The organism is Methyloceanibacter sp., from assembly GCF_041573655.1.
GTDB lineage: Bacteria > Pseudomonadota > Alphaproteobacteria > Rhizobiales > Methyloligellaceae > Methyloceanibacter.
Genome location: NZ_JBFFQD010000021.1, coordinates 1 through 12,883 on the forward strand (window position 1 = coordinate 1; position 12,883 = coordinate 12,883).

Annotated in this window: 11 protein-coding genes and 1 pseudogene; 4 read left to right on the plus strand and 8 right to left on the minus strand. The window is 62.9% G+C overall.

Annotated elements, in window-relative coordinates:
* Both ABY454_RS06840 and ABY454_RS06845 read right to left on the minus strand, forming a co-directional pair.
* Positions 1 to 260: pseudogene (locus ABY454_RS06840) on the minus strand (flagellar motor protein MotA); the annotation flags it as partial.
* A gap of 11 nt (positions 261 to 271) precedes the next feature.
* Positions 272 to 721, minus strand: a complete 450-nt coding sequence (locus ABY454_RS06845) for a hypothetical protein (RefSeq protein ID WP_372929433.1) — start codon at positions 719 to 721, stop codon at positions 272 to 274.
* A gap of 415 nt (positions 722 to 1,136) precedes the next feature.
* Between ABY454_RS06845 and ABY454_RS06850 the strand changes: the two genes are divergently transcribed.
* The 4 genes from ABY454_RS06850 to pqqB all read left to right on the plus strand — a co-directional run bounded on the left by ABY454_RS06850 (position 1,137) and on the right by pqqB (position 7,398).
* Complete coding sequence (locus ABY454_RS06850; protein ID WP_372929434.1) at positions 1,137 to 3,965, plus strand: TonB-dependent receptor family protein; 2,829 nt, start codon at positions 1,137 to 1,139, stop codon at positions 3,963 to 3,965.
* A gap of 236 nt (positions 3,966 to 4,201) precedes the next feature.
* Entirely contained in the window at positions 4,202 to 5,647 is a 1,446-nt protein-coding gene (locus tag ABY454_RS06855) for a histidine kinase (RefSeq protein WP_372929435.1), read from the plus strand.
* Positions 5,644 to 6,336, plus strand: coding sequence for a response regulator (locus tag ABY454_RS06860; RefSeq protein ID WP_372929436.1), 693 nt, complete (start codon positions 5,644 to 5,646; stop codon positions 6,334 to 6,336). Before ABY454_RS06855 ends, ABY454_RS06860 begins: the two co-directional genes overlap by 4 nt.
* 123 nt (positions 6,337 to 6,459) lie before the next feature.
* On the plus strand, positions 6,460 to 7,398 hold the full coding sequence (gene pqqB / locus ABY454_RS06865) for a pyrroloquinoline quinone biosynthesis protein PqqB (protein ID WP_372929437.1): 939 nt from the start codon (positions 6,460 to 6,462) through the stop codon (positions 7,396 to 7,398).
* Here pqqB and ABY454_RS06870 read toward each other — a convergent pair.
* The 6 genes from ABY454_RS06870 to ggt form a co-directional block, all read right to left on the minus strand.
* Positions 7,395 to 8,390 (minus strand): CHAD domain-containing protein, encoded by a 996-nt coding sequence (locus ABY454_RS06870; RefSeq protein ID WP_372929438.1) that lies wholly within the window; start codon positions 8,388 to 8,390, stop codon positions 7,395 to 7,397. The genes pqqB and ABY454_RS06870 overlap by 4 nt on opposite strands.
* Positions 8,391 to 8,467: 77 nt before the next feature.
* Positions 8,468 to 9,100 (minus strand): thiamine phosphate synthase, encoded by a 633-nt coding sequence (locus tag ABY454_RS06875; protein WP_372929439.1) that lies wholly within the window; start codon positions 9,098 to 9,100, stop codon positions 8,468 to 8,470.
* A gap of 8 nt (positions 9,101 to 9,108) precedes the next feature.
* Positions 9,109 to 9,897 (minus strand): thiazole synthase, encoded by a 789-nt coding sequence (locus tag ABY454_RS06880; protein ID WP_372929440.1) that lies wholly within the window; start codon positions 9,895 to 9,897, stop codon positions 9,109 to 9,111.
* An 11-nt stretch (positions 9,898 to 9,908) separates the two neighbouring features.
* Entirely contained in the window at positions 9,909 to 10,106 is a 198-nt protein-coding gene (thiS, locus tag ABY454_RS06885) for a sulfur carrier protein ThiS (protein WP_372929441.1), read from the minus strand.
* Complete coding sequence (locus ABY454_RS06890) at positions 10,084 to 11,091, minus strand: FAD-dependent oxidoreductase (RefSeq protein WP_372929442.1); 1,008 nt, start codon at positions 11,089 to 11,091, stop codon at positions 10,084 to 10,086. Before ABY454_RS06890 ends, thiS begins: the two co-directional genes overlap by 23 nt.
* Before the next feature lie 56 nt (positions 11,092 to 11,147).
* Positions 11,148 to 12,881, minus strand: coding sequence for a gamma-glutamyltransferase (gene ggt, locus ABY454_RS06895; RefSeq protein WP_372929443.1), 1,734 nt, complete (start codon positions 12,879 to 12,881; stop codon positions 11,148 to 11,150).
* Positions 12,882 to 12,883: the final 2 nt, after the last annotated feature.

Here is a 12,883-nt window from a genome sequence, read left to right on the forward strand (position 1 = left end):
AGCTCGCGTTCGCCAGCCTCGAGCACCGTGCGGCTCAGGCCGCCGCGTGCCCGGCTGTCCCGGCTTTGGGCCAGGCGCCGGATCGCCCCGTTTAGCCAGCCAATGCGAACCAGTTTCTCGAAGATAATGGCCCAACAGGCGATCGACATCAAAACGAGCAGGATCATCACGCCCTTGACGACCGGATCCGCCTGCATGACCAAGCCCCAGACTGAGTAGTCGTGGGTGGTCGCGGCAGTGACTGTAATTTCTTCTTCCACGGGGCGCGTCCTTACTTGGTCAACGGATTATTGGTTCGGCTTGAAACCGAAATATCCTGCAAACAGTCGGTGGCGTCACCGGTGCTGGCCTTGCATTCCATAACGTCGTTAATGAGAAAGCTGCCAACGTCGTCACAGGCGGTGTCGGCAACGTCGAAAAGCTTCACGGTGCGCTTCTTGCCCTTGAGCGGCGCAAGTTCGACCGCAAATCTCTGGCCAATGACGCCATCGGGCCGGAACAGCACGAAATCGAGCTTCAGGGCGTCGTAGGCGGTGTCCTGTTTGTTGTCGATGACGAAGTAGGCGCGGCAATCACTATTGTGAGCCTCGAGCTTGTTGAGCTCGATAGCGATCTCTCCCTCTTCGGCGGTCGCTGTGCCGGGACTAAGAAGAGCTGCCGTGACCAGCAAAACTCCGAGACCGGTGTTGAACCACTGAACCCTGCCAGACGTTGAGCGCACACGAACCTCCCTACTCAGCCAGTTTAGACAATCAGGTTTTGGTTGCCGACGGACGACAATACGGCTCGCGCCGCTCCTGATTTCTTATGTTCGATCTTGGCTGAGGGACCTTGCGCACGGCGCCAGTATCTAAACTGGCATTTCGGCGAGTCGGACCGACCTCGAAACCAAAAACTAGTGGCCCTTTAGAAGTGCCGAAGGTTATTTAGCGTGGCCGTTGAGGCCATTCAAGCATCTTGCCCATGAACATCTTGTCATTGGGAACTTTGGTATCGCTGTTACCAAAACTTCCCATCATAGATGCTTTTAGTTGGCACCTACGTCCGGCTAGATATCCAACCCAGCGAATGGTAACATTTTGTTAGGGGACTATTCAAACGAGTCCAAGAATGGACCGTGCCGGGGGGCATTGAAAATGAAACTTCGCGTTTGCGGAGGCGCGCTTGCGCTCATAATTGCTGCTCTAGTACCGACTGAGGGCTTTTCTCAAACGACCGAGAATGAGGCGATCTCCGAAGAGACGACGCCTTCGGCTGCCGGCGAAACGCCGGCGGTCAACGGCGAGACGCCGGCAGTCGACGGCGAAACACCGTTCATCGAGGGCGAGGTTCCGGCCGTCGAGATCATTCAGCCCACACCTGAGCCCGAGCCGGAGCCTGTCCAGGCCGAAGTTCAGCCTGAGCCCGAGCCAAGGCCGCAGCCGCGGCCGCGTCCGGCGCCGGTCGTAGCCGACGTCCCGGCCCCGCCGCCGGGCCCCACAGAGTCTGAGCCGATTGAGCCTGAGCTCGACACCTCGACGCTGATCACCCAGCCCGTACCTGGGTTCTATGGTCCTCCTGGCGCTGTGGGCGCCTATGAGCGCGCCATGAACGGGGCGCAATCACCGGTCAATCCGCTCAACGGCATTCTCCCCGGGAACTTGCAGGACTTCTCCGAGGCGGGAAGCCGGGTGACGCGGCAGCAGATCAACGAGCAAGACCCGCTCAGCACCAATGACATCCTGCAGCGGGTGCCCGGCGTCACCATCGTCAATGACGACGGTCTGGGCAATCAGGGCGGTGTCGGCATTCGTGGCTCGAACCCGCGGCGTTCGCGCAAAGTCCTCGTCATGGAGGACGGCCAATCGATCAATATGAGCCTCTACATCGATCCCTCGGTGCACTATGTCCCACCGCCAGATCGTATCGAGGCGGTCGAGGTCATTAAGGGCTCGATCATCTACGCGCCGAACAACAACTTTGGCGCCATCAACTTCCGCAACATTCAGCCGTTCGGACCGAACGAGACGGTGGTCTCTGGCGAAGGCGGCGCGGTGTCGACCAATGGCGGGAGTCTTGATGGAAATAGCAGCGACGACGGCTCTGCAGCGAAGTGGCATGTGCACAACCGGCAGACCTGGGGCAATTGGGGCACCGTCGTGTCCTATACCGGCGCCAATGTGCAAGGCGCTTGGGACACTGAGCGGCTCCGCTACAACGACTTCTATGCCGCGCTCGGTTGGCAAGGCACCCAGTCAGACTTCGTGTTCTCGGCAGCTTATATGCGCCAGCGCGACAATTACGACGAAGCCAATCTAGAGTTCGAAGAGGAAGAGGACGAAGAAGGCGAAAACGACGAGGACGAAGAAGAGGAGGAAGAGGAGGAGGGACCCGCGTTCCGCTCCGCTACGGTCGAGCAAGCCTTCTTCAACGAAGTCAAGCACTGCAAGACCTGCTTCAATCCTGGCTCGCGGTACAACACCTACAGCGCCGATCCCTTCCGGCTTCAGGGCGTGTACAACTACTACTTCGACCCGGATACGACGTCGACGTCGCGCATCTACTACATGCATCACCGCCGCGACCGGTATCAGAACTTCGAGGGCGCCAACCCCATGGCGGTCGAGACCGATTTCAGTCCGCTCTTCTTTGGCGACGATGTGCTGATCCCAGAAGGCGTCATGCTGGGCCGCTTGCGCACCTACCAGCATATCGGTGGCGAGCAGCGTTTCGAGTTCGCTAATCGCCCGTTCCTCAGCGGGCTCAGTCAGGACCTGCAGACGGGCGTGCGCTTCGAGCGTCACACCTTCGCTAACCGCAACTTCTTGGGCGACCAAGGTGAGATCCTGGAGGACGGCGACAAGAAGGGTCTCACTGTCTTCGACAGCGAGCACGAGGCCGACGCGATTTCGGCCTACGTCCAAACAGTGATCCACGCGACGCCAGCCATCGACATCGTTCCTGGCATACGCTTCGAGCACTTCAACTCGAGTGTGGTTCAGCTCGCTTCGAGTGAAGAGGAAGGCGAAGGCGAGGAGCTCGAGGAATGCGAATTCGAAGTGGGCGACCGGGAATTTGAGTTCTTTGACGACGGGCCGTGCGCTGTGTTCGGCGTCGAGAGAGATATCAAGAACTTCGCCTACAACAAGACCTACTGGCTTCCGGGCATCTCGTTCTCTTGGGGGCTGTTCGGGGCGCAGAGCGCGCCGATGGGCAAGTCTCTGGAGCCGATGAGGACCACCTATCACACCACGATGTACGGTGGTTACAACCGCGGCGTCACCATCCCGGTGCAGCGCGAAGGGCCGTTCCCGCCGGAAGACGAGCTTGGCGACAACTATCAGCTCGGCATCCGTTCAACCGGCATCAGAGGCGTGACCCTCGACATGGCCGGCTTCTATAAGCAGATCCAGAATTACCAGATCCGGGGTGCAGCGACGACCGCCGCAGGCAATAATGTCTTCACAAGTGCCGACGAGGTCGAAATTCCTGGCGTGGAGATGTATGCGCGGCTCGACTCGCGACCGTTCACCGGATGGAAGCTCAACCCATACGGTGAAGCCACCTTCACCTACGCGGCCGGCGAGATCACAGCCGGCGTTGGCGACGGTGGAGCAAGCATTGTCGGCAACCGCATTCCTTTCGCACCGCGCGAGGTCGCCTATCTTACGACGGGCATCGAGAGCACGGCCGGGTGGAATGCCAGCGTAAGCTTCGTCTATCGCGGCGACTTCTATACCGACGCTGTGAACACGCCTTTCGAGGGCGATCCGAGCGGCGAAAACGGCCTAGTCCCGAGTGTCTGGCTTCTCAACGCGCGGGCCAACTTCACGGTCCCGCAGAGCTTGACGCCGGGGGGGGCCGATATGGCGCTCTTCATCTCCGGTCAAAACCTCACCAATAAGCTCTACATCACGGACCGCGAGGACGGCGTGAAGCCTGGTCTCGGCCGTTCGCTCATGGCGGGCGCCCGCGTTAAGTGGTGAGCAAGCCAGCTTGAGCGCTGCCGAGGAGGCCGCCGGCGAGGCAGCCTGACGGAGTGATCCAGCCAAAGATCAAGGGGGGGGTGCAGTCGTGTCTGCGCCCCCTTTTTCTCGACGCTCAGGCCCGGGGCGCGCTTTGCAAAAAAGGTAGACCCGTTTGCCCAACTTTCCTTTCTGGGCTACCTAATATCCCGTCACGACAGCCGTCCGGAGACATGCAGAAACCCGGGGAAAATCGAGTGCGGCGGATCGCCAAGATGCTCAATCCGAGCGCCCTGTGGAATGGGCGGTCCGTCCGGACTCAGCTTCTGCTTATCATCGGAGTGGCCAATCTCCTGGCGGCGCTCACGGCGGGCGCGATTTGGATTCTCAACACAAGAGCGGCAACGCGCGTCGAGATCGAGGCCTCGCTGGAAACGGCCCAAGGCTTCGCCAACGCCACGATTCGAGACTTGGCGAAGCAAGGCCGTCTCGACCAACTCTCCGAGCGGTTGCCCGACGAGCTCAGGAATTTGCGGCATGTGCGCCTCCTGCTGATGGTGGACGGCAAACTCAGCATGTACTCGCCGGTGACTGCGGTCGGTAAGCCCGTATCGCGGTGGGCGCCGAAATGGTTCGCCCGCTTGGTTGGACCGGAAATGTCGGGCCGTTCGACCCGGGTGATTTCGGCGAGCCGGGCCGATCCGGTCATCATTATCGGAGAGCCCGCCGATGAGATCGCCGAGGCATGGCGTGACTTTGCCTCGCTCGCCGCTATCTGGCTCACGCTCAACACTCTTGTCCTCATTATGCTCTACGTTGTGCTGGCGCGCGTCCTCGATCCGCTCGCCAACCTGGCGCGCGGCATGCAAAGCCTTAAAGGCGGCCGCTACGCCACGCGGCTGCAGCCCTCCCGGGTCAAGGAGATTGCGCTCATCACCGATCGCTTCAACGGACTTGCTGGAAATCTCGACGGCGCACGGAAGGAGAACAGCCAGCTCTACCGGCAACTGATCACGACTCAGGAGAAGGTGCGGCGTGACATCGCCCACGAGCTGCACGACGAGGCCGGCGCGTGTCTATTCGGCATTGCCGCCAACGCCTCGTCGATCAAGACCTTTGCCAACCGGTTGGCGGACGAGCAAACCTCTGAAATCGAGGGACATGTCGGGAAGATCTTGAACGACGCGGACCGGTTGAAGGCGATGAACCGCGAAATCCTGAAACAGCTTCGTCCTGGTCCGATCGGACAGGTCGGGCTTTCGCAGCTGATCAAAGAACTGGTCACGGGTCTCCAACGCGCGCATCCCAAATGCCAAATCTTGGCGACGATCGAGGAACTCGCTAAGTCCTATGGCGAGGGAGCGGATCTCACGCTCTACCGTTTTGTTCAAGAAGGTGTCACGGCGGCAATCCGCAAAGCCAAGGCGAAGACCGTCTATATCGACATTGTTGAGGTTCACGGCCGCGGCAAGGCGGCGCGCGAGACATTGCGCGCGACGCTTCGGTTCGATGGCGCTGGGTTCACCGGGTCGAAGCCGAAGGACCTGACCATCGCCACGATGGTCGAACGCGTGCGCGCTGTGGGGGGGTCCTGCGTATTCAGGAACTCCAAAAACAAGGGTACCACGATTCGCACCGACATTCCGATTAGACGCGCGAGCGCAGCTGCCGGCGAACTTGAGCTTGTGGGAGGGAGCCTTTGACCCACGTTCTCCTGATTGACGACCATCCGATTGTCCTCCAGGGCTGCAAGAAGTTGTTGGAGGACGCCGGGGCCCAGGAGGTCGACGAGGCGCTTAGCGCCTCGGCGGGATTTCGGCTTTACCGCAAACGCAAGCCTGATGTGATCGTCGTCGATCTTGCCATGCAGGCCGGTGCGCTGAGTGGCTTGTCCTTTCTGCGGCGCTTACGCCGGATCGATCAGGAGACGCCGGTCCTCGTGCTGACCATGCATCGCGACCCGATGGTCGTTGGCCGCGCGCTGGAGCTTGGGGCAAGCGGGTATGTCTTAAAGGACGCACCGCCTGAGGAGGTTGTTCAAGCGTTTCAGAAGATTCGCGTGGGTCAGTCCTATCTCAGCCATGACCTTGCCTCCGACGTGGTGTTTACGCGCATCAAGGAGAAGAGCCACAAGCTCGATCGCCTGACGCCACGTGAACTTCAGACGCTGACCTTGGTTGCAGAAGGCAAGCCCTATGGCGAGATCGCCGACGAGCTCGATGTTAGCTACAAGACGGTCGCCAATATCTGTACGCAGCTGAAGAGCAAGCTTGGCGCACGCACCCGCCCCGAGTTGATGCGGATCGCCATCCAGCATCTGCCGGAGAATGGCGGTTTGGGTCCGGTCATCCACGAACCGAGGCTCGGGGAAGACCCGATCGACGATTTCTGACGGAAGCCAAGGTGAGAGCGTGACGGTGCGCTGACTTAACGCCGGCTTACCGCTGACCCGGCTCTGACATGGGCCGGACTTTTTATCTTGACGATGCAGTGCCGGAGACGCCATCTGACGGGCATGTTGATTAAAGTCATCGGCGCAGGGGCGGGCGGTGGACTCCCGCAGTGGAATTGCAATGGTCAGAACTCGGCCGATGCACGCCACGGCCTGCCAACGGTCAAGCCACGCACGCAAGCCTCGATTGCGGTCAGCGCCGACGGGCGGCAATGGGTGCTGCTCAACGCCTCGCCCGATCTCAGGCAGCAGATTAATGCGACGCCCGAGCTGCAGCCGGACAGGGACGGCCCGCCGCGGAATAGTCCCATCAAGGCCGTGGTTCTCAGCAACGGCGACGTCGATGCTGTCGCCGGGCTTCTGTGCCTGCGCGAGAGCCAACCGCTGACGGTCTATGGCAGCGCCCGGGTCCTGGACGTGCTGGCCGGCAACAGTATTTTTGATGTGCTGAACCCCGAGCTCGTCAAGCGCGAGCCCATGGCACTTGGGCGTCCGTTCGCCGTGGTCGGGCCCGAGGGCCCTGTTGGCTTGACGGTCGAAGGGTTCGACGTACCGGGCAAGATCCCGCTTTATCTCGAGGACGAGGAGAAGGGAACGGGCGGCAGTTTCGGCACGGAGGAGGGCGATACGATCGGCCTCAAAGTGACCGCGGACGAGAGCGGCAAGTCCTTCTTCTTCATTCCCGGCTGCTCCGGGCTCGACGATGCGTTGTGCGCGCGGCTTGAAGGCGCGTCACTTCTGTTCTTCGACGGGACCCTCTACACCAATGACGAGATGATCGCCCAAGGTCTCATGCAGAAGACGGGCGACCGCATCGGTCATATGAATATGTCGGGACCGAAGGGCACGCTCGCGCAGATGGAGCCGCTCGGGATCGCCCGCAAGATCTTCATCCACGTCAACAACTCCAATCCGGCGCTGCGCGACGACTCGGCCGAGCGCGCCGCCGTCGAGGCCGCCGGATGGGAAGTTTCCTACGATGGGATGGAAGTGAAGGCCTAGCTCTGGCCCGCGCGCCCTGAGCGCACCCCGCCGATCGCCACCACATTGTCCTGCTGCACCGGTTCTTGCGCTGCGGGCACCGCGACGGGTTCGTCCACGCCGACCGCGGCGGTAGTCCAATAAGCATGGATGCGGCTGGCGAAAGGTCCAGGCTTTTCGACGAACAGTCTTTCCCCCTTGATCTTCGCGTCCTTGCGCAATGCTTTGTGCCGTTTGCGGCAACGCTTCACGAAAGCCGTCGTGTCCTCCGGGCTGCCAAAAGTCATGGTCGGCGTCATGACGAGGTGCATCAACATGGCGATGTCGTGATCGTCGCCCAGCAGTTGCGATAGCGCGCGCGCGGCCTCGGCGCGGGCGGACAGCTCGGACGGCCAGCAGGGCGTGAGGAGCTGCATGTGTCGCCAATGCTGCTGGACGCCTTTGCGCCACTCGTGCAGTTCCTCGGCTTCGTCGCTGCGGATGGCGGACTTGAAGTGCGTGCGCGTGGCGCGGTAACAGCGCTCTATACCCTTCGCCAAGGGGGTAAAATTGTCCGGATAGACGGCCAGCCCGGCGATGGCGGGCCGAATTTCGAGCAGCTTGCGCATTGCCTCCGATCCGGTGGTCTGCGCCAAGTTCTGCTCGGCGGCGTGGCGGCGCTTGTGCAACCAGCCGCGTATCGACCGCATCGGGCCGTCACTGGCGTCTGGCTCCGTGTTCTGCTCAAGCTTGTCGATGGCGTCGAGAAGAGCTTGGGCATCGCGGGCGGCTGCCAGGCCCTTGCCGATATTGGCGACGCGGGCCGTCAGATTGCGGAAGACGGGCTCGGGCATTCCCGGGCGCGCGAGCAGGAGGACAGAGCGCAGCCTTTTGAAGCACTTGCGGGCGTTGTGGACGCCCTTATGGCGATCAGGTGCGCTTGCCAGCGCGCTATGGGCGACGTCGAGCTCAGCCAACGCCACAGATCGCAGCGCTTCGCTCATCGGCATAGCCGGATTGAGCCGGTAACTCATCTGTCCCTGCAGGCCTCCAAGTTCCCAAGCCGATGATGACCGCCGGTCAGGTCCAGGGTCAACCGAAAAACCGGAATCTAGCCGTGTGGAAAACCTGTTGACAGAGCCCGCCATGATTTTGTGACAGCGAGCCAATTTCCTGTCCGACGTTCAGGATCTTGATGCGTCACAATGTCTGTTATGACAGCCACGCTGTCGGCGCCGGCTTCGAGCACGGCCGGGGCCCGTTCGGCGGTGATGCCACCGATGGCCACCAGGGGGCACTTGACCCTTTCGCGCCATTCGGCGAGGCGCGGCAGCCCTTGCGGCGCCCAGGGCATCTTCTTCAATTTGGTGGGGTAGATCGGGCCCAAGGCGATGTAGTCCGCGCTCGCGGCGAGCGCCGTGTCGAGCTCCTCTTCGCTATGGGTGCTGATGCCGATCTTGAGACCTGCACCCCGGATGGCGGCAAGATCGGCGTTCGCCAAGTCCTCCTGGCCGAGATGCACCAGACCTGCTCCAGCCTCGATGGCCTCGCGCCAATAGTCGTTGACGACCAGTTGGCAGCCATGATCAGCGCAGAGCGCGAGTCCCCGTTCGATCTCGGCGCGAATGACGTCTTCGCCCGCCTCCTTGATCCGCAGTTGCACGAGCTTGACGCCCTCAGGCAGAAGGCGCGCGAGCCAGGCGGTGTCGGGAACGATTGGGTAGAACGGGTCGAGACGGAGCACGTGGGCGGTCAGGACGCGTGGTCGATTTTGAAGAACGGCGTGCCGGCCACGGGCGTGGAGGGCGTGGCCATGTCCCGCGGCTCGATGAGCCCGGCTTCGTAAGCGATGCGTCCAGCCTGGATCGCCTTGGCGAATGCCTCGGCCATCTTTATCGGGTCGCCGGCCTTGGCGATGGCCGTGTTGAGCAGCACGCCGTCATAGCCCATCTCCATGGCTTCGGCGGCGTGGGACGGCGTGCCGATACCGGCATCGACGATGAGCGGGGTTTCAGGAAAATAGGCGCGCATCGAATGCAGCGCGGTCTTGTTCAGTAGTCCGCGCGCGGAGCCGATGGGAGACCCCCATGGCATGAGCACGTCGCAGCCCGCGGCGACCAGCCGCTCCGCGGCGCTTAAGTCCTCGGTGGTGTAGGGCAGCACCTGGAAACCGTCGGCGCAGAGTTCGGTGGCCGCTTCGACCAAGCCAAACAGCTCCGGTTGGAGCGTGTCGTCATTGGCGATGACTTCGAGCTTGATCCAAGTGGTGCCGAACAGCTCGCGCGCCATCTGCGCAGTGGCGACGGCCTCTTTCGCCGTGCGGCAACCGGCGGTGTTGGGTAGCACAAGCCGGCCGAGCTTCTCGATCAGTTCCCAGAAGCCTTGGCCGGTGCGGGCGCGGGCGGATTCGCGCCGGAGCGAGACGGTGACGATCTCGGCGCCCGAAGTTTCCACCGCTTGACGCAAGATGTCGGGCGAGGCGTATCCGGCCGTGCCCAGCAGCATGCGCGAAGTGAATTTTTTGCCGTAGAGTTCGAGCATATGCTGTCCTGTCACCCGCCCTGTCTTGGCGCCACGATCTCGACCTCGTCTGCTTCCGATAGCGCCGTGCGCTCCCGTGCGCCGGCCGCCACGAAGCTGCCATTGACCGCCGTGGCGACCTTCGCCTCGCCAAAGCCGAGCCTGGCGCAGAGCTCATCGAGCGTAGAAGCGTCGGTCGTGACGCGTTCACCGTTGAGCAGGATCTGCAAGGAACACCTCCGGATCGGCGGCGCCGGTCTCAAGAAAATCGGCGACCATCTCGGCCAGGACCGGCGCCAGCAGAAAGCCGTGCCGGTAGAGGCCGTTGACATAGATATACCCCTTCGCCGGGATAATCCTAGGGCGGTTGTCCGGGAAGGCGGGCCGGACGCCGGCGCCAAGCGCCAAAATTTCGGCCTCGCCAAAGGCCGGATCGAGCACATAGGCGGCGCTGAGCAGCTCTAGCGCCGAGCGCAGCGTGACGGGCCCGGCATCATCCCGCTCGATGGCCGTGGCGCCGACCATGAAAAGCCCGTTGCCCCAAGGCACGAGGTAGAGCGGAAAGCGCGGATGCAGGAGCCGCACCGGCCGCTGGATGGCGATCTCCGGCGCGCCCACGAGAATGCGTTCGCCGCGCACGCCACGCAAGGTCGGCAGGGCGTCCTTGGCGGCAAGGCCGCGGCAGTCGATGACGATGTCGGCACCTTGAGGCATGTCGCCCACGCCAAAGTGCACCTGGACGCCGGCCTCCTGCACAGCGCGAAGCAGGAAGGACAGCGCGGTGTTCGGGTTCACATGTGCCTCGTCCTCATAATAGAGAGCGCTGCCGAAGCGCGGCGCGAGCCCGGGCTCCAGCGCGGCAAGGGCGCTCCCGTCGAGCCGTGTGGGCTCTTGCGTCATGCGCGCAAAGCGGTCGAGCAGGCTACGGTCGCGCGGTGCCGCGACCACGAGGCTGCCATGTGTCATAAGGTCGGGATAGGTGGCCTGCCACAGGGCGATGCCCCGCGTCCCGAGTTCGCGGATTACGGCTTCGGCACTTTCTTCTTCGCAGCGGGGCGCAAGCATGGCGCCGGCGTAAGGACTGCACGCGTCGACAAAGGGCTCAACGGAGCGCTCGACAATTGCGACGCCGTGGCCGCGCCGCGCGAGGGTGAGCGCCTGCCACAGTCCGGCGACGCCGGCGCCGCGTATCGCGATCTTGAGGGGGTTGGTCATGTTCTATGGGCTGCCTTCTACGGGGTGCCTTTGACGGGCGCGTCTGTCCAGTTCCCCTAATCGCCTAATGCGACGCCTTCGCGGCGCGGGTCGGCGCCGCCTTCAAGGCCGTCCTCCGTCACGGCAATGATGTGTTCGCCGCTGGTCAGAGGAAAGCGCCGGACCTTGTGACCCAAGGCCTCGAGCTCGTCAGCGAGCGCATCCCACTTCGCGTCCGGCTCCATGAGCGCCACGTCCTGGGTGCTACCGAAATTGAAAAGGGCTGCGGCGTCCGCGGCGTTCATCTGCCAGTCGATCAGGGCGAAGAGCGTCTTGAGATTGAACAGAATGATGCCGGGTCCGCCCGGGGAGCCTAGAACGAACTCAAGCGCGCCGTCCTTGCCGAACACCATGGTCGGATCCATGGAGCTGCGCGGGCGTTTGCCCGGCTGGACGCGGTTGGCGATCGGCCGGCCGAGCGCATCCTTCGGCAGAAAGGAAAAGTCGGTGAGCTGATTGTTCAGCAGAAAGCCGCGCACCATGGTGCGTGCGCCGAAGGCATGCTCGATACTCGTGGTGAGAGAGAAGGCATCGCCTGCGCCATCGACCACCGAAACTTGGCTGGTGCCGCCTCGCTCCTTGGTGCGGTCGCGGCCGAACGCGCTCGGTGGCACCACGGGCGGCTTGCCGGGCTCGACCTTGTCTTGCGCGCGGGTCTTGTCGATCAAAGCGCGGCGGCCTGCGAGATAATCTTGGTCGAGCAACCCTTCCAGCGGAACGGGAACGAAGTCGGGGTCGGCCAGATAACGCGCGCGGTCTGCATAGGCGAGACGTTCGGCTTCGGCGATCACATGCGCGGCTTCCGGCGTGAAGGGCGTAGCGCCGAGATCGAACGGCTCGACGAGACGGAGGACTTGGCCCACGGCGACGGCGCCGGAGGAGGGCGGGCCGGCGCCGCACACATTGCGCCCGCGATAAGGAACGCAGAGCGGTGCGCGCGGCACGGCGCGGTAGTTCTTCATATCCTCAATGCTCAGCGTGCCGGGTTGCCGCGGATCGTTCTGCACGGCCTTTGCGATATCGGTGGCGATGGCGCCTTCATAGAAGGCGTCGGCGCCATCGCGCGCCACGATCTCGAACGTGTCGGCAAGCTGCGGGTTCTTGAGCGTGAAGCCCGGTTGGTGCGGGCGCCCGTCCGCGTCGAAGAAATAGTCGCTTGCGGACGGCGCAAAACTGTCCGCGCCCGCACTACTCAGCATTTTGGACAGACGAGGCGATACTTGAAATCCATCGCGGGCCAATTTGATCGCGGGTTGGAACAGCGCCGCCCAGGGCAGCTTGCCGTACTCGTCGTGCACGAGTTTCAGCGCGGCAAGCACGCCTGGCACGCCGACCGAAAGGCCGCTGCGCATAGCGCCGGGACGCGACAGCGGGCTGCCATTTTCGTCGAGAAAGAGTTCCGGCGTTGCGCCCATCGGCGCCTTCTCGCGCCCGTCATAGCTGGTGAGCGTCTTCGCCGCTGCTTCCCAATAGAGCATGAAGGCGCCGCCGCCGATGCCGGACGATTGGGGTTCGACCAGGGTCAGCACCATCTGCGCGGCGATACCGGCGTCGATGGCAGAGCCGCCGTCGCGCAGCATCTTGAGCCCCGCCTCCGCCGCGAGCGGGTGCGCGGCGACGATCATGTGGTTCTCGGCCTTGACGAGCGGCTTCGGCGCAAAGCCGCTTTCGCCTTCGGGCAGCTCTAGGGCGTGCGTCGGCGCGGCCGACACGAGGACGGCGAGGGTCGCGCATATAATGAGGTGTTTCATGC

Excerpts from the sequence above, each read along its gene's own strand:
- ABY454_RS06850 (WP_372929434.1), top strand. The coding sequence starts at position 1,137 with ATGAAACTTCGCGTTTGCGGAGGCGCGCTTGCGCTCATAATTGCTGCT.
- pqqB (WP_372929437.1), top strand. The coding sequence starts at position 6,460 with ATGTTGATTAAAGTCATCGGCGCAGGGGCGGGCGGTGGACTCCCGCAG.
- ABY454_RS06870 (WP_372929438.1), bottom strand. The coding sequence starts at position 8,390 with ATGAGTTACCGGCTCAATCCGGCTATGCCGATGAGCGAAGCGCTGCGA.
- ABY454_RS06880 (WP_372929440.1), bottom strand. The coding sequence starts at position 9,897 with ATGCTCGAACTCTACGGCAAAAAATTCACTTCGCGCATGCTGCTGGGC.
- ABY454_RS06890 (WP_372929442.1), bottom strand. The coding sequence starts at position 11,091 with ATGACCAACCCCCTCAAGATCGCGATACGCGGCGCCGGCGTCGCCGGA.
- ggt (WP_372929443.1), bottom strand. The coding sequence starts at position 12,881 with ATGAAACACCTCATTATATGCGCGACCCTCGCCGTCCTCGTGTCGGCC.